The organism is Streptomyces sp. MNU89, from assembly GCF_020982505.1.
GTDB lineage: Bacteria > Actinomycetota > Actinomycetes > Streptomycetales > Streptomycetaceae > Streptomyces > Streptomyces xinghaiensis.
Genome location: NZ_JAJKLL010000001.1, coordinates 5,708,509 through 5,733,646, shown reverse-complemented (window position 1 = coordinate 5,733,646; position 25,138 = coordinate 5,708,509). Strand labels below are relative to the sequence as shown.

The window sequence follows — 25,138 nt, the reverse complement described above, 5'->3', positions numbered from 1 at the left end:
CCGGCAGCCCCTGCCGGACCTCGCGAAACGACGACGAACAGGAGACCTCCGGTGCAGGTCCTCCCCGGAGCCGAACCGTTCCACCACGAGGGCGGGGACATCGGTGTCCTGCTCTGCCACGGCTTCACCGGTTCCCCGCAGTCCATGCGCCCCTGGGCCGACTTCCTCGCCGGGCGCGGATACACCGTGTCCCTGCCGCTGCTGCCCGGCCACGGCACCCGCTGGCAGGACATGCAGCTCACCGGCTGGCAGGACTGGTACGCCGAGGTCGACCGGGGCCTGCGCGGCCTCACCGCCCGGTGCCGGCAGGTCTTCGTCTGCGGCCTCTCCATGGGTGGCGCGCTCGCGCTGCGGCTGGCCGCCAAACACGGCGACGAGATCAGCGGGATCGTCGTGGTCAACCCCGTGAACCGGGTGCACGGGCTGTCGGCGTACGCGCTGCCCGTCGCCCGCCATCTGGTGCGCACCACCAAGGGCCTGGCGAGCGACATCGCCAAGGGCGGCGTCCAGGAGGCCGCCTACGACCGGGTGCCGCTGCACGCCGCGCACTCCCTGCGCCGCTTCCTGCGGCTGCTCGACGCCGAACTGCCGCAGGTCACCCAGCCGTTGCTGCTGCTGCACAGCGCGCGGGACCATGTGGTCTCCCCGGCCGACTCCGCCCGCATCCTCAGCCGGGTCTCGTCCACGGACGTCACCGAGACCCTGCTGGAGCGCAGCTACCACGTGGCCACGCTCGACTACGACGCCGAGCGGATCTTCCAGGACTCCCACGACTTCATCGGCCGGCTCGTGGCGGACGGCACGCAGCGGGAAGGGACGGCGACCGGTGGCTGAACGCGGTACCGGCACCGGGCACGAGGACGGCCCCGAACCGTTCGACGAGGAGGCCGCCTGGGCGGCGATCGTCGCCGGGTACGGCGACGAACCGGAGTTCCCCGGGGACGACCCGCCCGCGCGGGAGCCGGCGCCCGGTCCCGGCGCGCTGCCCGGCTTCCTGGAGACGGAGAAACCGCTCAAACCGTTCCCGGCCGGGGCGGAGCCCGAGCCGGGGAAGCCGGCGCGCGGCGGCGCGAGCCGGGAGCCCGTACGCCGGGAGTCCGGGCCCGCGGGGACGGAGTCGCCGGATACGCCCGGGGAGGCGGGGACGTCCGGGGCGGAGGCCGCGGGCTCCGGCTCCGCGGACCCCTCCGGTGCCACCGGCCGGCCCGGGCCCCCGGCCTCCTCCGGCTCCGGGCCGGCGGCCGGGGCGGACCGGCCGCTGGGGTCGAGCGTCATCTTCCCGGCCGGCGCGGGCCCCCGGGACTGGAGTCCGCGTGAGCCCGCCGGGGACGCGGGGGGCGCGGAAGGCGGAGAGGGCGGAGACGAGGACCACTTCGTACCGCCCGAGCCGCCGCCGCTCCCGGAGGCCGACACCCCCACCAAGTTCGCCTGGCTCGCGGTGCTCGGCGGACCGCTGCTGCTGATCGTCACGGTGCTGGCCCAGCAGCCGGTCACCTGGTGGATCGCGACCCTCGGGGTCGGCGGCTTCCTGGGCGGCTTCGCGACCCTCGTCGCCCGGATGCGGGAGGACGACGAGGAGGACGACGACCCGGGCCGGGGCGCCGTCGTCTGACTCCCTGCCCGGTCCGCCGGAGAATCGGAATCGCCGCGGACGGGCGCCTTCCGAAAACGGGCCTCCGGGCCTACGGTGTTCTCCGAAGGCCTCCGTGCGATCGAGGTGGGTACCTCCGTCGCACGGGGGTCTTCGCCAGTTCCGGGGCCGCTCCGCGCCAACCGCCGCACCGGCGGGGCGTGTTCAGCCTCGCGCCAGCGACCCGCGGTGCCGGGCGCCGGGTCCGGCGGGGATCCTGAGGGCGGCCAGAACAGGGAGATGGTCCGTGGCGGCCCGGAGATCGGCGTGGCTGACGCCGTCGAGGTCCAGGGGCACCCCGCAGCCCAGGATCTCCACGCCCTCCGTGGCCAGCACCGCGTCGATGCGCTGGTGCGGATCGGCGGGGGTCGAGGTGTACTCGCCGCCCCAGGGGGCCTCGGCCCAGGCGTCCCGCAGCCCGCCGGTGAGTCTGCGGAACGCGCGCCCGCCCGGCCGGTCGTTGAGGTCGCCGCCGACGACCGCGTACGCCGCCCCGGCCTCCCGCGTCTGCCGGTCCAGGACGTCCAGCAGCATCCCGGCCTGCGCCTCCCGCTCGGCCGCCGCCAGGCTGAGGTGGCAGCTCGCCGCCACCAGCCGCGCGCCCCCGAACCGCAGGACCGCGGTGGCGAAACCGCGCCGGTGCAGTCCCGGGGTGAGCGGCAGCAGGATGTCCTCGGTGCGCTCCACCCGGGCGCGGAGCGAGGAGAGGATCAGCGGGCCGGTGGCGGTGGCCCCGCCCGTGACGTACACCAGCTCCGCGGCGCGGGCGAGCCGCGCCACCGCCTTGCGCCAGCGGAAGAACCGCGGCGCCTCCTGGACCAGGACGAGATCGGGGGCGCAGGCCCGGATGACCCGGGCCAGCGCCTCCCGGTCGTCGCGCAGCGAGCGGACGTTGTAGCTGAGCACGCGGATCACGGCGGAGCCGTCCCCCTCCGTGCGGGAGGCGGGGAGAGCGGCCGGACCGTCCGAGGCCGTGTCACCGGTGCGGGGGCCGTGCTCCGCCCCGTCCCCCGGCCCGGCCGGCTCGGGGGCGCCCGGCTCGGGGGCTCCCGGTGTGCCCTGTGCGCCCGTGTCCGTCCCGTCCGTCCCCGCCGCGCTCACCCGCTCGGTCCTCTCAGCCGGTCAGCCCTGGCGCGCCAGGTCGGCGGCGCCCACCAGACCGGCCTTGCCGCCGAGCTGCGCGGCGAGCACCTGGGCGTGCGGCCGCCACTGGCTGCCGACCAGCCAGCGCCGGAACGACTTGCGGATCGGGTCCAGGACCAGATCGCCCTCGTCCGAGACGCCGCCGCCGATGATGAAGGCCGAGGGGTCGAAGAGCGAGGCCAGATCGGCCAGGCCCGCACCCGCCCAGCGGGCGAGCTCGCGGAACGAGTCGACGGCGACCGGGTCGCCCCGCCGCGCCGCCTGGCTGACGTGCCGGCCCTCGATGCCCTCGGGCGTTCCGTCGCCGAGCGACAGCAGGATCCCGGCGTTCTCGGGGGTGGCCACGGAGCGCTGGCGGGCGTAGCGGACGAGGGCCCGCCCGGAGGCGTACTGCTCCCAGCAGCCCTGGCTGCCGCAGCCGCACAGCAGGCCGTCCGGGACGACCCGGACGTGGCCGAACTCGCCGGCGACGCCGAAGCGGCCCCGGCGCAGCTTGTTCCCGATGATGACGCCGCCGCCGAGGCCGGTGCCGAGCGTGATGCAGATGACGTCGTCGTGGCCCGCGCCGGCGCCGAACTTGTACTCGCCCCAGGCGGCGGCGTTGGCGTCGTTCTCGACGACGACCGGGAGCCCCACCCGCTGCTCGACCTTGTCCTTGAGCGCCTCGTGGCGCCAGTTGATGTTGGGGGCGAAGAGTACGGTGGCCCGCTTGTCGTCGACGTAGCCGGCCGCGCCGATGCCGACGGCCGTGATCTCGTGGCCGGTGCTGACCGTGCGGACCGCTTCCGCGATGGCGTCGATGACGCCCTCGGAGGTCGGTGGGGTCGCGACCTTGCACGTCTCGAGAATCGAGCCCTCTTCGTCGACCACGCCAGCTGCGATCTTCGTGCCGCCGATGTCGACGCCGATGGTGAGTCCCATGTATCCCTCAGTTGTCCGGTCGATCCCCGCTGCGTGACCAACCGTACCGGAGCTGTGGTCAGTCGAGGTCGATGCGCCCGCTTCCGGACGGACCCCCCGGGTCCTCCGGTCCCTCTCCGCTCTTTCCGTCCGCCTCCCGGCTCCCGGGGTCCGCGGTGCCCCGGGTCCAGTTGCCCTCCTGGCGCTCGACGGCGGAGCGGTAGGCGGCGAGCAGCTCGGAGCCGGCGGCGGCGAGGTGGTCGAAGACGTCCGGGTTGCGCTCCACGACCGGCTCCACGGCGGCCTTCGCGCGGTTCACCAGCTGCTGCACGGCGCTCTGCGCGGCCAGGCCGGCGACCGGGAGCTGGAGCGAGGAGAGCTTGTCCGCGACGGCGTCGGCCAGTTTGAGCAGTTCCTCGGCGGCGCTGCCGGGCGGCCGGCCCTCCTGGGCGCGCCGGCGCGCCTTCTCGGCGGCGAGGTCCTCGGCACAGGCCGTGGACCAGGCGTCGGCGTCGGCGGCGGGGGCCGCCCCGGTGGCCGGGGTCCCGGCGGGCTCGGTGGCCGGGTGCTCGGTGGGATCGCTCATTGCGGGCTCCTGCTGCGGGATCGGCGGTCAGGCGCCTCGGCGGGCGCCCCCGCCTCCGACGGTACCGGAACCGCCGCCGGTGGCCGTCGGCCCCGGCCCGGTCCGGAGCCCGGTGACGGCCCCGGCGTCACGGCCGCGGCGGCGGACCGGCGGCCGCCGGCTCAGGGAGTGCGGGGCCACAGACCGGGCTCGGGCACGAAGCGGACCCGCAGCTCGCCGCCGGACAGCCCGGCCCCGGACACGGTGCAGCGGCGCAGCGCCGACGGCAGCGGGACGATACGGCGGAACGGGCCCGCGGCGACCATCAGTTCGTCCCCGCGCCGCACCAGTTCGAGGTCGCCGCGCTCGGCTCCGGCCAGCGGGATGCGCCAGACCAGCACGCCCTCTCCGGCCCGCCGGTCCTCCACGGTCCAGGCCGGGGCGCCCGGGGCCGGCACGGCGCGGTGCGCGGCCCCGGGGTGCGGGGCCACCGGTGCCCCGGGAAGGCGCTCCGGGGTGCCCGACCGGTGTGCGAGCGCGTCGGCCAGGACGGCCAGGTCCTCCGGACCGCGCGGTTCGCGGCCGAGGTGCGGCAGTTCGTACAGGGCCGTGCCGGTGTCCGGGTCCGCCCACTCCTCGTCCAGGGCTTTCAGGGCGGTCTGCTGCTCGCCGGAGAGAGCCGCGAGCCAGGGGTCGGCCGAGCCGGTGGGCAGCACCTTGCCGGCGATGACCGCGTCGACGCGGTGGCCGTGCAGGGCGAGTCCCGGGCGGAGGCGGCGGAGCGCGTCCACGGCTGCCGGGCCCGGCTCGGCCACCAGCCGCAGCGTGGTCGTCGGGGCGCTCAGCACCTCGCGCGCGGCGGCGAGTTCGGCCCGGGCCCGGTCGGCGGCCCCGTAGAGCCAGGGGGCGGGCATGGGCACCCCGGCGAGCTGGGCGAGCACCGGCCGCAGGGCGCGGGCGGCCTGCCGGCTCGGGGGCAGCAGGCGGTCCAGGTACCAGCTCAGCTGTTCGGGGAGCGCCAGGACGGCCAATGTCTCCTGGGCGGGCGGCAGATCGACGACCACGAGATCCCAGGCGTCCGGGAGCCCGTCCTCCGCCGCCGGGTGTTCTGCCGCGGTGGCGGACGCGGAGGAGGGGGCAGCGGCGGCGGGCCCGGTGGCCGCGCCCGGGAGGTCGCGGACCCCGCGGAGCGCGCGGAGGACGGCGAGCCGCCCGGCGCCCGGCAGGACGGCGAGCTCGTCGGGGTGGAGGGGCGCGGCGCCCAGCAGGTCGAGCACGGGCCCGCCGCGCTCCTGGAGGGCGAGGAGGTGTTCCCGGAGGTGTTCGTCGCCCTCGACCCGGGCGGCCCAGAGGCCGGGCGCGGCGGGGACGGGCGCGGTCCAGGGGCGCCCGCCGGGGCGTGCGGCGCCGGTCCGCGCTCCGGGGCGCGGGTGGCCGCGGCGGGCGGCGGGAGCGTGCGGCCGAGCACCGTGTCCAGGGGGCCGGGCCGGCCGGTGGTCAGCAGCAGGACGCGCTGCCCGCGCCGGGCCGCGGCGAGGGCGGAGGCCGCGGCGGCGGTGGTGCGTCCCGCCCCTCCGGGGCCGGTCACCAGGACCGTGCGGACGAGGGTGCTCGCCACCTCAGGCCTGCGCGCCGCTCTCGACGCGCTTCTTCAGGCCGGCGAGAGCCCGGTCGATGATGACCTTCTCCGCCTTGCGCTTGATCATTCCGAGCATGGGGATCTTGACGTCGACGGTCAGCTGGTACGTCACCTCGGTGCGGGCGCCCCCGTCGACCGGCGTCAGCCGGTAGGTGCCGTCGAGGGAGCGCAGCATCTGCGACTTCACCAGCGTCCAGCTCACCTCGTTCTCGCCGGCCCAGGTGTAGGCGAGGGTGTGGTCGTCCTTGATCGCCCCGGCGTCGAGCACCAGCCGGACCTGCTCGGCACGGCCGCGGTCGTCCTTGGCCAGCACCTCGGCCTCCTTGACCTCCCCGGTCCACTCCGGGTAGCGGTCGAAGTCGGAGATCACCGACATGACCTCGCCCGGTGCCGCCTCGATCATGATGTTCGAGCTGGTGTGTTCCGCCATCGCGGTGGCTCCTTCACTGCGGTCGGCTCCGGCCTGCGCCCCTGCCGGTGAAGGCTACCGCGCGCCCGTACCGGTCCCGGCGGGCCCCTCCCGCCGGTCGGAGGCCGCTCTCGGCCCGCCCGGGGAGCCGCCGTTCGCCGCCGGTCACCACTCCAGCGCCCACGGCGTCCCGGTCGCGGCGAAATGGCCGACGTTGACGCATTCCGTGGCGCCGACGCGCATCCGGCGCACCAGCGGCTGGTGCACATGCCCGAACAGCGCGTAGCGCGGCCGCGTCGCGCGGATCGCCTCCAGCAGGGCCGGGCTGCCCCGTTCGAAGCGGCGGGCCACGGTGTCGTAGCAGAGCTCGGGGATCTCCGGCGGGATGTGCGAGCAGAGCACGTCCACCTCGCCGAGGGCGGCGACCTTCGCGGCGTAGGTCTCCTCGTCGATCTCGTACGGGGTGCGCATCGGGCTGGGCAGCCCGCCGCCGACGAAGCCGAAGACCAGGCCGCCGATCTCGGTCCGCTCGCCGTCGAGCACGCTGACCCCGTGCGCGCCCGCGTACTCCGGCCAGAGGGCCGGGATGTCGACATTTCCGTAGGTGGCGTACGTCGGCCGCGGAAAGGCGGCGAACAGCTCGGCGTACTGCTCGCGCACCGCGGACTCGATGACACGGCGGCGCTCCTCCTCCCCGCCGACCAGCCCGGCCCACAGCCGGGCGCCGAACTCGCGGGCCTCCCGGAAGCGCCGGTCGGTGCGGAGTTCCACGATGCGCTCGGCGTTCTCCGTGCCGAAAAGCCGCGGAAATATCCCTCTGGAACGATCCGCGTAGTCCAGGAACAGGACAAGGTCGCCGAGGCAGACCAGGGCGTCCGCACCGTCGCCCGCCCTGGCGAGGTCCGCGCTGTTCCCGTGCACGTCACTGACCACATGGACTCGCATGCGGTGGACCCTACGCCGTCCGTACCGCACCGGGGAGACGGCCGCGACCTGCGGTTCCTCACGGGCAGCGGGGGAACTGGACTAGGCTTCGGGCGGCAACCCCGTGCCGCGGTCCGGTATGTGTGACGCGTAAAACATCTGGGCGGCCCCCCTACCGGGGAGCCGATACCGGTGGGTAACGTCCGGGTCGTCGTCCCCTTCCCCCCCGACCAGGGACCGCGGCCGCGGCAGCACGCCGGTTACGACGTGGCAGCACCGGCGCCCTATGAGGAGCAGCAGTCTTGCGCGAGTTCAGCCTTCCGGCCCTGTACGAGGTCCCCGCGGACGGAAACCTGACGGATCTCATCCGCCGCAACGCCGCGCTCCATCCCGAGGTCGCCGTCCTCGCGCGGAAGCGGGACGGCCGCTGGGAGGACGTCACCGCGAAGGACTTCCTGGCCGAGGTCCGCGAGACCGCCAAGGGCCTCATCGCCGCCGGGGTGCGCCCCGGCGACCGCGTCGCCCTGATGTCCCGCACCCGCTACGAGTGGACCCTGCTGGACTTCGCGATCTGGAGCGCGGGCGCCGTCAGCGTCCCCGTCTACGAGACCAGCTCGCCCGAGCAGATCGCCTGGATCCTCAGCGACTCCGGTGCCGTGGCCTGCCTCGTCGAGACCGACGCGCACGCCGGCGCCGTCAACTCCGTACGGGACCGGCTGCCCGAGCTGCTGCACGTCTGGCAGATCGAGCGCGACGCCGCGGGACAGCTGCGCGACCAGGGCGCCGGGATCACCGACGCGGAGGCCGACGAGCGGGCCGCGCTGGCGGACGCCGACTCCCCCGCCACCATCGTCTACACCTCCGGCACCACCGGCCGCCCCAAGGGCTGCGTGCTGACGCACCGCAACTTCTTCGCCGAGGCGGGCAACGTCGTGGAGCGGCTGCGCCCGCTGTTCCGCACCGGCGAGTGCTCCGTCCTGCTCTTCCTCCCGGTCGCCCATGTCTTCGGCCGGCTGGTCGAGATCGCCGCCGTCCTCGCGCCGATCCGCCTCGGCCACTGTGCCGACATCAAGAACCTCACGGACGAACTCGCCTCCTTCCGGCCGACGATGGTGCTCGGCGTGCCGCGCGTCTTCGAGAAGGTCTACAACTCCGCCCGCGCCAAGGCCCAGGCCGACGGCAAGGGCGGGATCTTCGACAAGGCCGCGGACGCCGCCATCGCCTACAGCCGCGCCCTGGACACCCCCTCCGGCCCCTCGCTGGGCGTGCGGATCAAGCACAAGGCCTTCGACAAGCTCGTCTACGGCAAACTCCGTTCGGTGCTCGGCGGCCGCGCGCGGCACGCCATCTCCGGCGGCGCCCCGCTCGGCGAGCGGCTCGGCCACTTCTACCGCGGCATCGGCTTCACGGTCCTGGAGGGCTACGGCCTCACCGAGTCCTGCGCCGCGACGGCGTTCAACCCCTGGGACCGGCAGAAGATCGGCACGGTCGGCCAGCCGCTGCCCGGCTCGGTCGTCCGGATCGCCGACGACGGCGAGGTGCTGCTCCACGGCGAGCACGTCTTCACCGGCTACTGGAACAACGAGGCCGCGACCCGCGAGGCGCTCTCCGACGGCTGGTTCCACACCGGCGACATCGGCACCCTCGACGAGGACGGCTATCTCGCGATCACGGGCCGCAAGAAGGAGATCATCGTGACGGCCGGCGGGAAGAACGTCGCCCCCGCCGTCATCGAGGACCGCATCCGGGCCCACGCGCTGGTCGGCGAGTGCATGGTCGTCGGTGACGGCCGCCCCTTCGTCGGCGCGCTCATCACCCTGGACGAGGACTTCCTGCCGCGCTGGCTGGAGGACCACGGCAGGCCCGCCGGCACGACGGCCGCCACGCTGCGGGACGACGCGGAGCTGCTGGCCGACGTCCAGAAGGCCGTGGACGACGGCAACGCGGCCGTGTCGAAGGCCGAGTCGGTCCGCAGGTTCCGCATCCTGCCGGCCCAGTTCACCGAGGAATCCGGGCACGTCACGCCGTCCATGAAGCTGAAGCGGGCCGTCGTGGCGAAGGATTTCGCGCACGAGATCGAGGCCCTCTACACGAAGTAGCCCCCGGCCCGGTTCTGCCGGGACGGGCGGCCAGGGGGGCGGGCCCGCCCCGGGCCGCCCGCCGGGGTGTCTCCGGCCCGGGCGGGACGGCGCGGACCTCACGGCCTCTCCGCCGTGGCCCCGCGCCTCCGAGGTCCCACCGGCATCCCGGCACCCGGCCTCGCCCCGGGTACGTCCCGCCATACCCCCGGGCCGGGGAGGGGCCGGGCCGGTGTCAGAGCAGCGAGGCCAGGCGGTCCGCCAGCAGGTCGCGGCGCCAGCGCTCCTCGATCCAGGCGCGCCCCCGCTCCCCCATCCGCCGCCGCAGTGCGGGATCCCGCAGCAGCGTCACGATCCGCTCCGCCGCGTCCGGCACGGACTCCCCGCGCACCACCCAGCCCGTCTCCCCGTCCAGGACCGCGTCCGGCGCACCGCCCGAGTCCCCCGCCACCACCGGGAGTCCCGTCGCCGAGGCCTCCAGGTAGACGATGCCGAGCCCTTCGACGTCCAGCCCGCCCCGCCGGGTGCGGCAGGGCATCGCGAAGACGTCCCCCGCGCCGTAGTGGGCCGGCAGTTCCTCCCACGGCACCGAGCCGGTGAAGAGCACCGAGTCCGCCACCCCGCAGCCGTCCGCGAGCTTCTCCAGGTCCTTGCGGTACGGGCCGCCGCCCACGATCAGCAGCACCGTGTCCGGTACGGCCGCCAGGATCGCCGGCATCGCCCGGATCAGCGTGTCCTGCCCCTTGCGCGGGACGAGCCGCGACACGCACACCACCACGGGACGGCCGGTGAGCCCGAGCCGCGCCCGGATCTCGTCGCCCCCCGAGCCCGGGTGGAAGGTCTTCTCGTCGACGCCCGGCGGCAGTTGCACCATGCGGGCCGCCGCCTCCGGGGTGAGCGCGGCGGCGATCCGGGAGCGGGTGTACTCCCCCAGATACGTCATCGTGTCGGTGCCCTCGCCGATCCTGCGCAGCAGCCGCCGGGCGGCGGGCAGCTGGGCCCAGCCGGCCTCGTGCCCGTGTGTGGTCGCGACCAGGCGGCGGGCGCCGGCCCTGCGCAGCGCCGGCGCCATCAGCCCGAGCGGGGCGGCGGCGCCGAACCACACCGACCTGCAGTCGTGCTCCCGCAGCAGCTCCGCGGCGCGGCGGGTCACGCGCGGGGTGGGCAGCAGCATGCTCGTACGGTCCCGGACGACGGGGAACGGCTGCTCCGCGTCGAACCGGGCCACCTCGGTGCCGTCCTTCCAGGTGGAGGCGTAGACGACGAGGCGGGCCGGGTCCAGGCGCAGCGCCATGCTGTGCAGGAAGGACTGGATGCCGCCGGGACGGGGCGGGAAGTCGTTCGTGACGATCAGGGTCTTGTCCATCCCGGCCGACAGTACCGGGTGGCCCGCGGCGTGCTCCGGGGTGCTCCTGAGGCGGGGCCCCGGGGCTGCTGCGGCGCCGGGGCCCGGGGCGGGCAGAACCCCGTACCCACCCGCGGAATCCGCGGCGACGCCTCAGCCGAGCCGGCTCTCCGCGTACGCGCGCCAGCGCGCCGCGAAGGCGGCGGGGCCGAGGCCCAACTGCTCGCGCAGGGCCGCCTCCAGGGCCCGGGACCGGTCGGGGCCGGCCTCGCCCACCGCCCGGTAGAAGGAGACCAGCGTCTCCTCCCCCCACTCCTCCGCGATCATGCGGCAGGCGAGCCACCCCGCCTCGTACGCGCGGGCGAGCCGGCGGGCGTCCCCGGTGAAGGAGAAGTCCTCGTCGTCGGGGAGCGCCCCGGGCGCGCGGCCCGCGGCGACCTCGCGGGCCAGCTCGGGGGCGATCCGGGAGGCGGGGCGATCGGTGTTCCGGTAGCCGGCCCAGTCGGCGAACCCCTCGGAGAGCCAGAGCGGGGTGGCGGGCGAGGTGTGGGCGCGGGTGGCGACATGGGCCGTCTCATGGGTGAGGACCACGTCCTGCCCGGTCTCGCCGAGGATGCCGTAGGCGGCCGGGTTGACGATGACGCGGTCGGCGGGGCCGCCGGGTGCGCCCCCGGTCCGCCCGGTGGTCACGGCCGCTATGCCGCGATAGCTCCCCGGCGGGTCGCCCAGCAGCTCCGCCATGTCCGCCGGGGAACGCGGTACGAGGACGACGACCCGGCGGGCCCAGCCACCGCCCCAGGCCGCGTCCACGGCGGGGACGGCCCGGTCGGCCGTGCGGGCGATGCCCCGCAGCCGGCCCCGGTCGTGGCCGACGCCGAGCACCAGGCTGCGGCTGCCCCGGACGGCCTCGACCCGGCCCTGCTCCCACAGCGGTTCGGGGCCGTCGCCGGCGGGGTGCTCCGCGGCGATGTACCAGCGTCCGCCGCGTTCGGCGAGCGTGAGCCGCTGGTCGGCGGTCGCCGGCCCGGTGTCGTGGCCGCTGAGCCGGTAGCTCAGCCGGACCCGGACGGCGAGGCGGCGGCCCTCGCCCGGCGCTGGCTCGAAACCGCCGGTGCCGGTGAGTTCGTACTCCCAGGAGGCGAGGGGGACTTCGGCGAGGTTCCGCAGCACCTCCCGCTGGCGGGCGCGGAGCCGGCCGGCCGAGGGGTGGGTCTCCGCGAGGAACGCGCGTTCGTCGTGGTCGAGGAGGGCGGCCGCCCGCCGGTCCAGCAGCCGCTGCACCGACCGGTCGCCCGGGTCGGCCCGGCCGCAGGCGGGCAGCAGCGCGAACAGGACGAGCAGCGCCGCGACCGCCGGTGCGGCGGCGCGCACCCTCCCGTACCGCCCCGGAAACGCCACGCTCCCGATCGTACGGCGGCGGCCGGAGCGCGGACCCGCCCCGATCCGGGCGGGCGGGCGCCGGGATCCGGACGGCACACGAGCCCGGGCCCCGGGCGGCGCGGGGCCTCAGACCCGGGTGACGGTGGCGTTCGGCATCAGGCCCACGGGGTCGTAGCGGACGGCGGCCCCGGGGTGCGGGGCGTGCACGATCTGCCCGTTCCCGACGTACATGCCGACATGGCTGGCATCCGCCCGGTAGGTCACCAGGTCGCCGGGGCGGGCCTCGCTCAGCGGGACCCGGCGGCCGGCGAACCGCTGGGCCTGGGAGGTGCGCGGGAGCGTCACCCCCGCCTGCTGGTACGACCAGTAGGTGAGCCCCGAGCAGTCGAAGGAGCCGGGACCGGTGGCGCCCCAGACGTAGGGTCGTCCCACCGCCGCCCGGGCCGCGGCCACGGCAGCCGCCGCGCGCCCGGACGCCGCGGTGCCGCCGCCGGGGAACTCCGTACGGCCGCCGTCACGGGCGGCCCGCCGGTGCTCCGCGCGCTGGTCCGGGCCGAGGGAGTCCAGCAGGCGCTGTGCGCGGGCCAGCCGGGCCTCGACGGCCCGCTTGTGGCGGCTGACGGCCTTCCGGCTGCGCTCCGCCGCCGCGATCCGGCTCGCGGCGCGGGCGCGTTCCTCGCGCAGCTCGGTCTGCGCCCGCCGCAGGGAGCGCAGTTCGCCGGCCTGGCGTTCGCTGATGCGGTTGAGGGTGACGGCCCGGTCGAGGTAGGTGTCCGGGTCGGAGGAGAGCAGCAGCCGCACGGCCGGGTCCACACCGCCGGCACGGTACTGGGCACCGGCGAGGGAGCCGAGGACGCCGCGGAGCCGGTTGACGCGCTCCTGGCCGCGGGCGACGCGGTCGGAGAGCCGTCCGGCCTCGGCGCTCAGCCGCCGGTACCGCTCCCCCGCCGCGTGGTACTTCTCCGTGGCCCGCTCGGCCTCGACGTGGAGCCGGCCGACCGCGGACCGCACCTCGGCGGGGGTGTCCTGAGGCTCGGCGGCCGCCGGGGCGATGGAGAGCGCCACGGCGGCCGTCGCCGCCGCGGCGGGCAGCATCGTGATGCGGTTGGACTGCGTGAGGCCGGTCTTGCCGGCCCGGCGATGGGATGCCACTGCTGGCCGTGCTCCCTTCCGCTGGGGGTCCCGGAGGAGACCGGGACCGGAGAACTGCGGGCCGAGAGTAACCAGATGGATGCGCAGGGTGAAAGGACCGAACGGGGCCCGGAAACGCCTCGTCCCACCGGAGACGCAGGTCACCGGTGGGACGGAAGGAGCCGGCCGCCGCCCGATTCGCTCGAACGGGCGGTGTGTCGGACTAGCCGATCCGTACGCCGAACTGGAACGGCATGTTGTTGATCGACTCGTAGCGCACATTGGCCCCGGGCTTCGGGGCGTGCAGGATCTGGCCGTTGCCGGCGTAGAGGCCGACGTGGTGCAGATCGCCGTAGAAGAAGACCAGGTCGCCCGGTTTGAGAGCGCTTCGGCCGATCCGCGTGCCGTCGTTGGCCTGGGCCTGCGAGGTGCGGGAGATGCCGACGCCGGCCTGGGAGTAGGCCCAGGACGTCAGCCCGGAGCAGTCGAAGGAGCTGGGGCCGGTGGCGCCCCAGACGTACGGTGCGCCGATCTTGGACTGCGCGGCGGAGAGGGCGGCGGCGGCGCGCTGCGACTCCGGGACGGCGCTGCCGAGGTCGACCCGCTCGCCGGCGGAGCGGTTGGCCCGGTCCTCCTCGGCGGCGAGTTCGGCGCGCTCCGCGGCCGTCAGGGTGTTGAGCAGGGCGCGGGCCGTGGCCAGCTTCCCCTGGATCTCGCGCTTCTTCTCACCCAGCGCCTCGCGGGTGGTGTCGAGCTCCTCCAGCTTGCCGGCCGCCTCGGCGCGCTGCTGCTGGAGCGTGCGCTGCTTCCCGGTGATCCTGCCGAGGGCCTCGGCCTGCTTGCCGCTGAGCTGGTTGAGCGTGGAGGCCCGCTCCAGATACGTGTCCGGGTCGGAGGAGAGCAGCAGCTGCACGGACGGGTCGATGCCGCCGGAGCGGTACTGGGCCGTGGCCATGGAACCGAGGCCGTTGCGCAGGTCGTTCAGGTCCTCCTGGCCGCGGGCCACCTTGTCCTGGAGATTGGAGACCTCCTCTTCGAGCCTCTCCTGCTTCTCCTTGGCACCGTTGTACTTCTCGGTGGCCATCTCGGCTTCTTCGTACAGCTTGTCGACCTTGGCCTTCACGTCGTTCTTGGAAGGCTGCGGCGCGGCCTGGGCGGCCTGCGAGGTGATGGCGACGGCTGCGGCGGCGGTGGCCGTGAGCACGCTGACGCGTGCCCGGCCCGGCTGCCTGGGTCGACGGTGGGACGCCACGGAGGCGACCTCCTTCTTCCTCCAGCCGCCTGCCGGGAGGACGGAACGCGGCCCGGCTCCGGTGTCCGGCCGGGACCTGCCGGACATACCGGATTCGGCGGTTCCCCCGCGGACATCCCCGATGGATGATCACCGCGCGGAGGGTTCGGAGCCGACCCTAGTGACCTTGTCGTGATCGGTTCAAAGGGTCATGCGAAAAAACTTCCGTCGGAAGGTTTTCTTTACCCGCACTCGCACAGCCGGTGACAGCGGCCTGACACCGCGTGCCGCAGAAGGCCCCCGCCGGGCCCGGGCCGCTTCGGGTCAGGTACGCGCGAGCCGCTTCAGCAGCAGGGTCGAGGCGACGGGGCGTGCGCCGGCGCGCGCCACTCCGTCCGCCACCTCCCGGTCCGCGGAGACCACGACCACCGGGCGCCCCGGCGGCTCCGCGCGCACCAGGCGCCGGATCAGCTCGTCGGCGGTCTGCCCCGGCTTGCTGAACAGCACGCGCACCCCGCGCGGCGGCGCCAGGAGCACGGGCGCGGCCAGCTCCGCGCCGTCGAACACACACGTCATCTCGGCACCGGTCTGCGCGGCGAGCACCGCCAGCCCGCCCAGCAGCCGCAGCCGCTGCTTGTCCAGCGGCATCGTCGGATAGCCGGTCTTGGTGACGTTGTAGCCGTCGACCACCAGATGCGCCTGCGGCAGCGCGAGGAGCTGGTCGAGCAGCGCCGGGTCGGTCTCCGAGAGCGCGCGGGTGGCGATGTCCTTCGGTGTCATCCGCCCCGGCTCCACCGCGTCCACGGTGTCCGCGGGGTGCTGCGCGGCCGGTGGCAGGGCCAGCTCCCGGCGGAGCCCCTGGGCCGCGTCCAGCACGGTGTCCAGCAGCAGCCGCAGCCGCATGTCCTCGATGCTGCGGCCCTCGCGCACCGCGCGGCGCCCCGCCTCCAGGGCCGACTCGGCCTCCGTGAGCCGGGCCCGCAGCCGCCGCGCCTCGCTGTCCGCGGCCGTCTTCTCGGCCGCCGCCGCGGCCCGTACGGACTCCAGCTCGGCCGCTGCCTTGCGGAGCGCGGCCTCGCCGCGGCGCACGTCGCTCACCGCGCTGCGCAGCTTCCGGTGGAGGACGTCCGCCTCCTTGCGGGCGCTCTCCAGTTCGGTGCGCGCCCGGTCCGCCTCGGCGCGTGCGGCCGCGCGGGCCTCGGCCAGTTCCTCGCGGAGCCGCCGCACCTCGCGGCCGGCCTCCTCCTCGGCCCGCTCCGCCCGGGCCCGCTGGACCTCCTCGCCGGCCGCGGCGACCAGCTTGGCCCAGCCCACGGGCCGCAGTACGTACGCCAGCGCGGCCACCTCGGCCGGATCCGCGGCGGCCGGCGGCGCCCCGGCCTCCAGGGCTCCGGAGAGCTCCGGCTGGATCTCGCGCAGCCGCTCGCCGACCCGCTGCCGGAAGAGCGGATGGCTCTCCAGGGCGGCGGCCATGGCGTTGCCCGCGAACTTGGCCCGGCGGCTGGGGGTGAAACGGGCGTACTGCCGCAGCTGGGGCGGCAGTTCCGCCATCGTCAGACTGCCGAAGGCGTCCGCGACGAGGGCGACGACCCGGCGCCGTACGCCCTCCGGCAACGGCCGGTCGAGCACCTCCCCGGCGTCGGCGGACCGCTCCGCGTCCCCGGCGCCGTCGCCCGTGTGCTCCACCACCTGTCGCGCTCCGATCTCAGCCGCTCACACCGGGGCGGTCCACCAGTTCGATCTGGTCCACCGCGTTGCACCAGCGGCAGCGGACCGACTCGATCGTCTCACTGAGCACGTCCCGCTCCTCGACCCTGGGTTCCCCCGCCAGGTCGAGGTGCACGTACTCGACCGCTCTGCTGGAGCGGGTCACGTCGAAACGAGTCAGGTTGCCGCACAGGGTGCAGCGCCACCGGGTCTCGGCCGTCGGCTGGGGAACGCCCATCGTGTCGTCCTCGTTCTCTGCGTCACTTGCGTCTGCGTCTTCCGCACGTTCTGGTCCGCGGTGCGCCGTCGAACTGCGGGATGCTCTCCCGCAACCCTACGGCCTGCCCGGGCCCGCTCGCCGGGCCCGGTCACGGGGTGGACGTCCGGCGAGGCGTTCCGTCCGCCGGAGCCCGTTACGCCATGATCTGCGCATGCGGAGAAAGGCGCGCGGGCTCCCCGGCGGCGGCCGGACCCCCGCGGAACGGGCCCCGGGAAGCACGGATCGCGGGCCCGCCGTGGTGACCCACACCCTGACCGGCCTGTGCTGCCTGTTCTTCGTACTCGGGCCGGTCTCCGGGCTCAACCCCGCCCATGGCGGCGGCGACCGGCTGATCGCGGCGCAGAACGACCACTTCCGGCGCTGGGGCCTGGTGCCGGCCGAACTGTTCGGCGGCTCGCCGGAGGCCCTCCTCACCCCGCTGACCGCGTTCTTCGTCCACGGCGGCTGGCTGCATCTGCTCGGCAACCTGCTCTTCCTGCACGTCTTCGGCCGCATGGTGGAGACCCGGCTGGGCCCGGCGCGCTACGTACTGCTGCACGCCGGTACGGGCTACCTCGCGCTGACCGCCTTCGCCGCGGCGGACCCGGCCTCCGACCAGCCCCTGGTCGGCGCCTCCGGGGCCGTCTCGGGGGTGCTGGGCGCCTTTCTGCTGCTCTTCCCGCGGGCCCGGGTCACCAGCCTCTTCCCGTTCTTCTTCTTCCTGCCGCTGCGCTTCCCGGCGTGGGTGGTGCTGCCCTTCTGGTTCGCGCTCCAGTGGCTGGCGTCGCAGAGCGCGCCGGAGGGTTCCGGGGTGGCGTACCTGGCGCATCTGACCGGCTTCCTGGCCGGCTTCCTCTGGGCGTGGGTCCGCTACGGGGGTGCGGCTAGAGTGAGCAGCGCAGACCGGGCGACCGAGGGAGACAGCCAGCCGTGATCACCGCGATCGTGCTCATCAAGACCAGCGTGGACCGGATCCCGGAGATCGCCGAATCGATCGCCGCTCTGGAGAACGTCAGCGAGGTCTACTCCGTCACCGGCACCTACGACCTGGTGGCGATGGTCCGGGTGGCCCGGCACGACGACCTCGCCGATGTGATCCCCGGCCGGATCAACAAGGTCGACGGCGTCCGGGCGACCGACACCCATGTGGCGTTCCGCACCTACTCGCAGCACGACCTGGAGGCCGCGTTCGCCATCGGCCTGGACTCCTGACCGGCTGAGGAGGAACCCCCGGCCGGCGGCCCGCCGCGGTTCCGCCGGCCCCCGGGAGCCGGCGGAACCGCGGGGTCACACATGGCTCGCGGCGACCCAGCGCTCCAGCGTCCGGAGGGCGGCGCCGGAGTCGATCGACTCGGCGGCCCGGGCCATGCCCTCGGCGATCTGCTCGGTGAGCGGTGTGTCCGCCGGGTGGAGGGCGGCGAGGGCGGCGGCCGAGTTGAGCAGCACCGCGTCCCGCACCGGGCCCTTCTCGCCCGCCAGCAGCCGGCGCGCGACATCCGCGTTGTACGAGGCGTCCGCCCCGCGCAGCGCCTCGACGGGCACCAGACCGACGCCCACGTCCCGCGGGTCGAAGGACTCCTGACGCACCGTGCCCTCCCGGACGATCCACACCTGCGAGGTGGAGGTGACCGTCAGCTCGTCCAGCCCGTCGTCGCCCCGGAACACCAGCGCGGAGGAGCCCCGTTCGGCGAGGACGCCCGCCATGATCGGCGCCATCCGGGCGCTGGCCACACCGGTCGCCTGCGCGGTGACGCGCGCCGGGTTGGTCAGCGGGCCGAGGAAGTTGAAGGTGGTGGGGATTCCCAGTTCCCGCCGGGCCGCCGCCACATGACGGAGCGACGGGTGGAACTTCACCGCGAAGCAGAAGGTGATCCCCGCCTCCTCGGCCACCTCGGCCACCCGCCGCGGCGGGAGTTCGAGGTTGACGCCGAGCTTCTCCAGCACGTCGGAGGCGCCGCTCGCCGAGGAGGAGGCGCGGTTGCCGTGCTTGACCACCTTGGCGCCCGTGCCCGCGACCACGATCGCGGACATGGTGGAGATGTTGACCGTACGGGCGCGGTCTCCGCCGGTGCCGACGATGTCGACGCTGTCCCCGGGGACCTCGATCAGCCGGGCGTGCTCGTACATGGTGCGGACCAGCCCGGACAGCTCGGCGACCGTCTCGCCCTTGGCCCGAAGCGCGACCGCGAAGCCGGCGATCTGGGCGTCGGTGGCCGCGCCCCTCATGATCCGGTCCATGGCCCAGGCGGTGTCCTCGGCGCCGAGGTTCCTGCCGTCGAGCAGTGCGGTCAGCACGTCGGGCCAGGTGCGGGCCGCCACGCTGCCGCCGCCTGCCGGGGTCACAACGTTCATGGTCCGCTCCTGGAGTCCATGGGGAAGGGGTGGCCTGGGGGCCGGCCGCGGCGGGCCCCGGCCCAGCCTAACGGGGCGGGCGCCCGGCACGGGCCGGTGCCCGTACTGCGGGACGGTCGCGGCACGGACCGCCCCCGCGGACCGCCCGTATGGACCCCGCGGCCGCGGACGGACCGCGGGCCCCGGTCCGCCCCACGAGGGGACGGGCCGGGGCCCGGGGCTGTGTGGCGACCGCGGGTGCGGCCTCAGTGGTGGCCGTGGCCGCTCTGGATCTCCTTGAACTCCTCCGGGGTCGCCTTGGGGATCTGGGAGCCCTCGCCGTACCAGCCGCGCGAGAGGCGGGCCCGCAGCTTCTGGCTCCGCGGCACCTTGCGCCGTACGCCGTTCTCGTCGACCTCGGGGCCGATCTCCAGCGGCTTGGGCTGCTCGTGCTGGGTGAGGGTGTGGAGCTGCTCCTGCGAGAGCGGCTCGTGCACCTCGACGAACTCACCGTGCGGCAGGCGCTTGATGATGCCGGCCTCGCGGCCGTGCAGCACCTTGTCCCGGTCCCGGCGCTGGAGGCCGAGGCAGATCCGCTTGGTGACGATGAAGACGATCACCGGCACCACGAAGAAGGCGATCCGCACGAACCAGGTGACCGCGTTGATCGACATGTCGAAGTGGATGGCGAAGATGTCGTTGCCGCCGCCCAGCAGCATCACCAGGTACCAGCTGATCCAGGCCGCGCCGATGGCGGTACGCGTCGGGGCGTTCCGCGGCCGGTCCAGGATGTGGTGCTCCCGCTTGTCGCCGGTGACCCAGGACTCGATGAACGGGTAGACCGCGATCACGGTCAGCACCAGCGGGAAGACGATCACCAGCGGGATGGCCACGCCGAGGTTGAGCGTGTAGCCGCCCGGCAGCACGAACTCCCAGGCGGGCATGGCCCGGATGAGTCCCTCGGAGAAGCCCATGTACCAGTCGGGCTGGGCGCCGGTGGACACCTGGTCGGGCCGGTACGGGCCGAGCGCCCAGATCGGGTTGATGGTGAAGAGCGCGGAGAGGACCGCGATCACACCGAAGACCAGGAAGAAGAAGCCTCCGGCCTTGGCCATGTAGACCGGCAGCAGCGGCATGCCGACCACGTTGGTGTTGGTCTTGCCGGGGCCCGGGAACTGGGTGTGCTTGTGGTAGAAGACCAGGATCAGGTGCGCCACCAGCAGGCCGAGCATGATGCCCGGCAGCAGCAGGACGTGGGCCGCGAAGAACCGCGGGATCACGTCGGTGCCGGGGAACTCCCCGCCGAAGAGGAACATCGACAGGTACGTGCCGACGACCGGCGTCGCCAGGATCGCGCCCTCCATGAACCGGACACCGGTACCGGAGAGCAGGTCGTCCGGGAGCGAGTAGCCGGTGAAGCCGGTGAACATGCCGAGCACGAACAGCAGGAAGCCGAAAACCCAGTTGACCTCGCGCGGCTTGCGGAAGGCGCCGGTGAAGAACACCCGCATCATGTGCACGAACATGGAGGCCAGGAAGATCAGGGCCGCCCAGTGGTGGATCTGCCGGATGAGCAGACCGCCGCGCACGTCGAAGTTGATGTCGAGGGTGGAGGCGTAGGCCTCCGTCATCCGGACGCCGTGCATCGGGACGTAGGCGCCGTGGTACTCCACCTCGGCCATGCTGGGCACGAAGAACAGCGTCAGATACACACCCGTGAGGATGATGATGATGAAGCTGTAGAGCGCGACCTCGCCCAGCATGAAGGACCAGTGGTCCGGGAAGATCTTGCGCATGTTGCTCTTGGCCAGGGTGTAGATCCCCAGCCGTCCGTCCGCCCAGTCGGCGACCCGCTCTCCCGCGGGCGCCTTGCGCCGGTTGTCGGTCGCCGTACTCATCCGCGCTCCCAGAAACTCGGGCCGACGGGCTCCGCGAAGTCACCGAGGGCTTCGAGGTAGCCGTCCTGGTTGACACCGATCCGCAGCTGCGGCAGGGCGTGGCCCGCCGGGCCGAAGATCACCCGCGCGCCGTCGGCCATGTCGAAGGTCGACTGATGGCACGGGCAGAGCACGTGGTGGGTGGACTGCTCGTACAGGGTCACCGGGCAGCCGACGTGGGTACAGATCCGCGAGTACGCCACGATGCCCTCGTGCGACCAGTCGAGCTCCTTCTTGTCCTTGATGTCCTCCGGCTGAATCCGGACGACCATCACGGCGGCCTTGGCGATCTCCACGTTGAACTCGTGGTCGTCCTCCTCCAGGCCCTCGGGCTTGACGAAGGTCAGCGATCCGACCGGGATGTCCTCCGGCCGCAGCGGCTCGTTGGTGTTCTGGTTGACCAGCAGCTTGCCCTTGGCCCACAGCGTGTGCCGGAGCTTGTCGCCGGGCAGCGGGCCGAGGTCGCGCAGCAGCACCACGCCGGAGAGCGGCACCAGGGCCACCGCGCCGAAGAGGGTGTTGCGGAGCAGCTTCCGCCGGCCGAAGCCGGACTCGGCGGCGCCCTGCCGGAAGTCGGCCATAACCGTGGCCTTGGCCTCGGACTCGGCGCCGATCGGGTGCCGCTCGTCCGCGGTCTCCACGTCCGACATCAGCGTGCGGGCCCAGTGGACCGCGCCGGCGCCGATGCAGAACAGCGCGGTGCCGAGGGTGAGGCCCAGGGCGAAGTTCAGCGCGCTGACGTGACCGAACGGGAAGATGTACACGATCTTGTCGATCGGGAACACCACGTAGCTGGCGATGAAGCCGATCGTGGCCAGCATGGAGACGACGAAGAGCAGGGCGACGGTGCGCTCGGAGCGCTTGGCGGCCCGCTCGTCGATGTCCTGGATGCGGGGCTGGTGGGGCGGCAGGCCCGGGTCCGCGAACGGATGCTCCGCGGTCGCCGTCACGCCCTCGTGAGCCGTCGGCCGCTCACTCGGCAGGGATTCTTGGGACACGTCTTTGTTCGATCCAGTCTCGCTCATGACTTCCTGGCCTTTGCGGTCCGGGCGGCGACCCAGATGGCGACAGCGATCATCGCGCCGAGGCCGAAGGTCCAGGCGAACAGGCCCTCGGTGACCGGACCGAAGCCGCCCAGCTCCAGGCCGCCCGGGTTGGCCGAATCCTCACCGTTCACCGTGTTGATGTAGGCGATGATGTCCCGCTTGTCCTGCTCGGGCGTCGTCGAGTCGGGGAACACGGGCATGGCCTGCGGGCCGGTCAGCATGGCCTCGTAGATGTGCTTGTTCGAGACGCCGTCGAGGTTCGGGGCGTACTTGCCCTCGGTCAGGGCGCCGCCCTGGCCCGTGAAGTTGTGGCACTGCGCGCAGTTGGTGCGGAAGAGCTCCCCGCCCTTGGCGATGTCCGCGCCCTCGGGGTCGTAGGCCTCCTTCGCCGGCACGGCCGGGCCGGGGCCGAGCGAGGCGATGTACGCGGCCATCTGGTCGATCTCGGCCTGCGAGTAGACCACCGGCTTCTTCGGCGCCTGGGCGCCCGGCTGCTGCATGGGCATCCGGCCGGTGCCGACCTGGAAGTCGACCGCGGCGGCGCCGACTCCGACCAGGCTCGGGCCGTCGGAGGTCCCCTGACCGCCCGTGCCATGGCAGCTCGCGCAGCCTGTGGTGTAGAGCTGCTTGCCCTCCTTGATGGCAAGGGACTGAGCGGTGGTGTCGGCCTGGGCCTTGTCCGCGGGTGCGAACGCCGCGTACAGCCCCCCGGTGACCGCCAGCGCGAAGAGTAGGACGACAAGCGCCGCCAGCGGATGGCGCCGTCGTGCGGAGAGCTTTTTCACGGATTACCCCGGTGTCAGGATCTTCTGCGTCGATGCTTCTGGCTTGGTGTGGTGCGGGTCCGTCGGACCGGTTACTTGATCATGTAGATCGTGGCGAAGAGGCCGATCCAGACGACGTCGACGAAGTGCCAGTAGTACGACACGACGATGGCCGACGTGGCCTGCTCGTGGGTGAACCTCTTGGCCGCGTAGGTCCGGGCCAGGACCAGCAGGAAGGCGATGAGTCCGCCCGTCACGTGCAGTCCGTGGAAGCCGGTGGTCAGGTAGAACGCCGAGCCGTACGGGTCCGACGAGAGCGAGAGTCCCTCGTGCTTCACCAGCTCGGTGTACTCGAAGATCTGGCCGCCGATGAAGACGGCGCCCATGATGAAGGTGACCACGAACCACGAGCGGAGCTTCTTCACGTCACCGCGCTCGGCGGCGAAGACGCCGAGCTGGCAGGTGAGGGAGGAGAGCACCAGGATCGTGGTGTTGGCCGCCGCGAACGGGAAGTTGAGTGCGTCCGCCTTTTCCGACCAGAACTCGGCTCCGGTCACCGATCGCAGGGTGAAGTACATCGCGAAGAGGGCCGCGAAGAACATCAGCTCGGAACTCAGCCAGATGATGGTTCCGACGCTGGTGAGGTTCGGTCGATTGACCGACGGGTGCGCGTGCCCGGTGTCTACTGTCGTTGCTGTCGCCACGACCGACATTATGTCGGTCGCTTATCCGGCGCTCACCCCGGGGGTGCCGTTCGGTGTGTCAAGGCCTTACACGCTGCTCTTCCGGCCCATTCCGCGGGCTCCGCGGGGCGGCGGAACGGAGGCTTCCACGGGCCCCGGGCGGCCCGGTGCCGCGGCCGTCGCCGGCCCGGGCGCCCCGTGCGGAACCGGACCGTCCGGCCCGGCCGGGATCTTGGATCCGCCCACCCCTCCTCCCCGCCGCTCCGGCGGAGTAGCATCCGCCGCAACGGCTCCACACACCACCGTGCCGTCCGTACGCCGCAAGCCTGGAGGAACGATGCAGCCGACCGCCACGGTCCTGGTCTACAGCGACAACGCGAGGACGCGCGAGCAGGTGCGACTGGCGGCGGGCAAGCGCCCGGCCGCCGACGTGCCCCCGGTGGAGTTCCTGGAGTGCGCCACGCTGCCGGCCGTGCTGAGCGCCCTGGACGCCGGCGGGATCGACGTCTGCGTGCTGGACGGCGAGACGGCGCCCGCGGGCGGCATGGGCGTCTGCCGGCAGATCAAGGACGAGATCTTCGACTGCCCGCCCGTACTGCTGCTGATCGGCCGCCCGCAGGACGCCTGGCTGGCCACCTGGAGCCGGGCCGAGGCCGCGGTGACCCACCCGGTCGACCCGGTGGAGTTCGCCGGCGCCCTGGCGGGCCTGCTGCGCGCCCGGCCCGCCGTGGACGCCTGAGCCCCGGTCTCAGAACTGGGGGCGCAGCCGGGCCGGTTCGGCCGGTCCGGCATCCTCCCGCTCGGCGGGGCCGTGGAGGGCGCTGCCCGCCGACCACTTCGCCCAGTCCAGGTTCCAGTCGCCGAAACCGTTGTCGAACGGTGTCATCGTCTCGCCCTCGCTGCCGACGACCTTGACGATGTCGCCGAGCCGCACGTGGTCGAAGAACCACTTGGCGTTGGCCATGCTCATGCCCGTGCAGCCGTGGCTGACGTTGGCGGAGCCCTGCGAGCCGACGGACCACGGCGCCGCGTGCACGTACTCGCCGCTCCAGGTCACCCGGACGGCCCAGTGCACCGGCAGGTCGTAGGACTCGGCGCTGCCCGCCGCGATGCCCACGCTGGTGCCGCGCATCCTGACAAAGGCCTCCTTGGCCAGGACGATCTTGGTTCCGTTGCGGGTCTCGAAGCCGGGCTTGCCCGTGGTGACCGGAATGGTGCGGACGACCTTGCCGTCGCGCTTGAAGGTCAGAGTGTGGGTGCGGGCGTTGGTGACCGCCTCGACGCGTGGGCCGGTGCGGATCCGCAGCGGCTTCGAGGAGCCGCCCCTCAGCCCCTTCTCGGCCTTGACGCCGCCCAGGGCGCTGCGCACCTCGATGGTGGCGTGAGCGGGCCAGAAGTCGCGTGGCCGGTAGTGCAGCGTCTTCTCGTCCACCCAGTGCCAGGCGCCGGCCACGCGGGGCCGTGAGACGACCTGCAGGGAGCTCTCGACGCGGCCGCGCGCCGCGCGGTCCCGGACGGGACGGCTGAGTTCGGCGGTGATGGGCTGGCCGACGCCGTAGGTCCCGGCGTCCGGGCCGAAGGTGACGCGCAGCCGGCGGTCGGCGGGCGCGGTCTCGAAGTGGATGACGCGCAGCCCCGGGGCGCCGCCGCGGTTCTCGGTGCTCACGCGGAGGGTGTAGCGGACACCGGCGGTCAGCTGGGAGGTGCTGCGCCAGCGGGTTCCGTCGTCGTTGAGCTCGCCGCGTATTCGGTGGCCCGCGGTGTCGGTGGCGGTCACGTCGGTGATCCGTCCGCCGCCGCTTCTGGCGGTGATCTCCAGCGGCTTGTCCGGGTCGAGGGCGCGCCCCTCGCTCCCGTCGCCGCTGAAGGCTATCTGGCCGGTGGCGTCGTAGGGCTTGGCGGTCAGGGAGGGTCCGGAGCCGCCGCAGGCGGCGGTGGCCGTGACCAGCCCGCCTATCAGCAGGCCGCTGCCCAGGACGGTGCGTATGCGCGGGTTGTGGTTCATAAGCCACAAGCTATGAAATGCCGGGCGGTCC

Annotated in this window: 24 protein-coding genes and 1 pseudogene; 6 read left to right on the top strand and 19 right to left on the bottom strand. The window is 73.8% G+C overall.

Annotation, left to right across the window (positions count from 1 at the left end; translation table 11 throughout):
• Window positions 1–51: 51 nt before the first annotated feature.
• The gene (locus tag E4N63_RS24480; protein WP_125623111.1) at window positions 52–834 is read left to right on the top strand and encodes a carboxylesterase; all 783 of its coding nucleotides are present in this window, start codon (window positions 52–54) and stop codon (window positions 832–834) included.
• A complete protein-coding gene (locus E4N63_RS24475) occupies window positions 827–1,612 on the top strand; it encodes a hypothetical protein (RefSeq protein WP_230241705.1) in 786 nt (261 codons plus the stop codon). Before E4N63_RS24480 ends, E4N63_RS24475 begins: the two co-directional genes overlap by 8 nt.
• Window positions 1,613–1,795: 183 nt before the next feature.
• Here E4N63_RS24475 and E4N63_RS24470 read toward each other — a convergent pair whose 3' ends face one another.
• From E4N63_RS24470 to E4N63_RS24445, 7 genes and pseudogenes are all read right to left on the bottom strand, one after another.
• Window positions 1,796–2,545 carry an endonuclease/exonuclease/phosphatase family protein gene (locus E4N63_RS24470; RefSeq protein ID WP_230242627.1) on the bottom strand — a complete coding sequence of 250 codons (750 nt, stop codon included), beginning with the start codon at window positions 2,543–2,545 and terminating at the stop codon, window positions 1,796–1,798.
• 207 nt (window positions 2,546–2,752) lie between these two features.
• Window positions 2,753–3,694, bottom strand: a complete 942-nt coding sequence (locus tag E4N63_RS24465) for an ROK family glucokinase (protein WP_019710525.1) — start codon at window positions 3,692–3,694, stop codon at window positions 2,753–2,755.
• Window positions 3,695–3,752: 58 nt separating this feature from the next.
• Entirely contained in the window at window positions 3,753–4,259 is a 507-nt protein-coding gene (locus tag E4N63_RS24460) for a DUF5304 domain-containing protein (RefSeq protein WP_230241704.1), read from the bottom strand.
• A gap of 161 nt (window positions 4,260–4,420) precedes the next feature.
• Window positions 4,421–5,515 carry an ArsA-related P-loop ATPase gene (locus E4N63_RS24455; protein ID WP_308188741.1) on the bottom strand — a complete coding sequence of 365 codons (1,095 nt, stop codon included), beginning with the start codon at window positions 5,513–5,515 and terminating at the stop codon, window positions 4,421–4,423.
• 266 nt (window positions 5,516–5,781) lie between these two features.
• Window positions 5,782–5,826, bottom strand: a pseudogene (locus E4N63_RS31280) (hypothetical protein); the annotation flags it as partial.
• 31 nt (window positions 5,827–5,857) lie between these two features.
• Window positions 5,858–6,307, bottom strand: a complete 450-nt coding sequence (locus tag E4N63_RS24450) for an SRPBCC family protein (RefSeq protein ID WP_125623106.1) — start codon at window positions 6,305–6,307, stop codon at window positions 5,858–5,860.
• A gap of 144 nt (window positions 6,308–6,451) precedes the next feature.
• Window positions 6,452–7,231 (bottom strand): metallophosphoesterase, encoded by a 780-nt coding sequence (locus E4N63_RS24445; RefSeq protein WP_125623105.1) that lies wholly within the window; start codon window positions 7,229–7,231, stop codon window positions 6,452–6,454.
• 281 nt (window positions 7,232–7,512) lie between these two features.
• Here E4N63_RS24445 and E4N63_RS24440 point away from each other — a divergent pair, with 281 nt between their 5' ends.
• Window positions 7,513–9,309: a long-chain fatty acid--CoA ligase gene (locus E4N63_RS24440; protein ID WP_230241703.1), complete on the top strand. Its 1,797-nt coding sequence runs from the start codon at window positions 7,513–7,515 to the stop codon at window positions 9,307–9,309.
• A gap of 214 nt (window positions 9,310–9,523) precedes the next feature.
• Here the strand turns inward: E4N63_RS24440 and E4N63_RS24435 are convergent, their stop codons facing one another.
• From E4N63_RS24435 to E4N63_RS24410, 6 genes are all read right to left on the bottom strand, one after another.
• Window positions 9,524–10,654 carry a glycosyltransferase family 4 protein gene (locus E4N63_RS24435; protein ID WP_125623103.1) on the bottom strand — a complete coding sequence of 377 codons (1,131 nt, stop codon included), beginning with the start codon at window positions 10,652–10,654 and terminating at the stop codon, window positions 9,524–9,526.
• Between the two features lie 132 nt (window positions 10,655–10,786).
• A complete protein-coding gene (locus tag E4N63_RS24430) occupies window positions 10,787–12,031 on the bottom strand; it encodes a hypothetical protein (RefSeq protein WP_230241702.1) in 1,245 nt (414 codons plus the stop codon).
• 108 nt (window positions 12,032–12,139) lie between these two features.
• Window positions 12,140–13,165, bottom strand: coding sequence for an NlpC/P60 family protein (locus tag E4N63_RS24425; RefSeq protein ID WP_230241701.1), 1,026 nt, complete (start codon window positions 13,163–13,165; stop codon window positions 12,140–12,142).
• Window positions 13,166–13,367: 202 nt separating this feature from the next.
• Complete coding sequence (locus E4N63_RS24420; RefSeq protein ID WP_230241700.1) at window positions 13,368–14,396, bottom strand: NlpC/P60 family protein; 1,029 nt, start codon at window positions 14,394–14,396, stop codon at window positions 13,368–13,370.
• A gap of 303 nt (window positions 14,397–14,699) precedes the next feature.
• Complete coding sequence (locus E4N63_RS24415) at window positions 14,700–16,061, bottom strand: NYN domain-containing protein (protein WP_230242625.1); 1,362 nt, start codon at window positions 16,059–16,061, stop codon at window positions 14,700–14,702.
• A 19-nt stretch (window positions 16,062–16,080) separates the two neighbouring features.
• Window positions 16,081–16,320 (bottom strand): hypothetical protein, encoded by a 240-nt coding sequence (locus E4N63_RS24410; RefSeq protein ID WP_019709421.1) that lies wholly within the window; start codon window positions 16,318–16,320, stop codon window positions 16,081–16,083.
• Window positions 16,321–16,513: 193 nt separating this feature from the next.
• Between E4N63_RS24410 and E4N63_RS24405 the strand changes: the two genes are divergently transcribed.
• Window positions 16,514–17,275 carry a rhomboid family intramembrane serine protease gene (locus E4N63_RS24405; RefSeq protein WP_374112829.1) on the top strand — a complete coding sequence of 254 codons (762 nt, stop codon included), beginning with the start codon at window positions 16,514–16,516 and terminating at the stop codon, window positions 17,273–17,275.
• A complete protein-coding gene (locus E4N63_RS24400) occupies window positions 17,272–17,553 on the top strand; it encodes an Lrp/AsnC family transcriptional regulator (protein ID WP_019709419.1) in 282 nt (93 codons plus the stop codon). The genes E4N63_RS24405 and E4N63_RS24400 overlap by 4 nt, the downstream gene beginning before the upstream one ends.
• A gap of 75 nt (window positions 17,554–17,628) precedes the next feature.
• On the opposite strand, the gene trpD is transcribed toward E4N63_RS24400, so the two are convergent.
• The 5 genes from trpD to E4N63_RS24375 all read right to left on the bottom strand — a co-directional run bounded on the left by trpD (window position 17,629) and on the right by E4N63_RS24375 (window position 23,132).
• Window positions 17,629–18,693 (bottom strand): anthranilate phosphoribosyltransferase, encoded by a 1,065-nt coding sequence (trpD, locus tag E4N63_RS24395; protein ID WP_125623098.1) that lies wholly within the window; start codon window positions 18,691–18,693, stop codon window positions 17,629–17,631.
• Between the two features lie 245 nt (window positions 18,694–18,938).
• Window positions 18,939–20,570: a ubiquinol-cytochrome c reductase cytochrome b subunit gene (locus E4N63_RS24390; protein ID WP_125623097.1), complete on the bottom strand. Its 1,632-nt coding sequence runs from the start codon at window positions 20,568–20,570 to the stop codon at window positions 18,939–18,941.
• Window positions 20,567–21,634 carry a ubiquinol-cytochrome c reductase iron-sulfur subunit gene (locus E4N63_RS24385; RefSeq protein ID WP_125623096.1) on the bottom strand — a complete coding sequence of 356 codons (1,068 nt, stop codon included), beginning with the start codon at window positions 21,632–21,634 and terminating at the stop codon, window positions 20,567–20,569. Before E4N63_RS24385 ends, E4N63_RS24390 begins: the two co-directional genes overlap by 4 nt.
• Window positions 21,631–22,440 (bottom strand): c-type cytochrome, encoded by an 810-nt coding sequence (locus E4N63_RS24380; protein WP_125623095.1) that lies wholly within the window; start codon window positions 22,438–22,440, stop codon window positions 21,631–21,633. The genes E4N63_RS24385 and E4N63_RS24380 overlap by 4 nt, the downstream gene beginning before the upstream one ends.
• A gap of 71 nt (window positions 22,441–22,511) precedes the next feature.
• Window positions 22,512–23,132 carry a heme-copper oxidase subunit III gene (locus E4N63_RS24375; protein ID WP_125623094.1) on the bottom strand — a complete coding sequence of 207 codons (621 nt, stop codon included), beginning with the start codon at window positions 23,130–23,132 and terminating at the stop codon, window positions 22,512–22,514.
• Window positions 23,133–23,439: 307 nt separating this feature from the next.
• Between E4N63_RS24375 and E4N63_RS24370 the strand changes: the two genes are divergently transcribed.
• Window positions 23,440–23,841 carry a hypothetical protein gene (locus E4N63_RS24370; RefSeq protein WP_125623093.1) on the top strand — a complete coding sequence of 134 codons (402 nt, stop codon included), beginning with the start codon at window positions 23,440–23,442 and terminating at the stop codon, window positions 23,839–23,841.
• A gap of 9 nt (window positions 23,842–23,850) precedes the next feature.
• Here the strand turns inward: E4N63_RS24370 and E4N63_RS24365 are convergent, their stop codons facing one another.
• Complete coding sequence (locus E4N63_RS24365; RefSeq protein WP_125623092.1) at window positions 23,851–25,107, bottom strand: Ig-like domain-containing protein; 1,257 nt, start codon at window positions 25,105–25,107, stop codon at window positions 23,851–23,853.
• Window positions 25,108–25,138 lie beyond the last annotated feature (31 nt).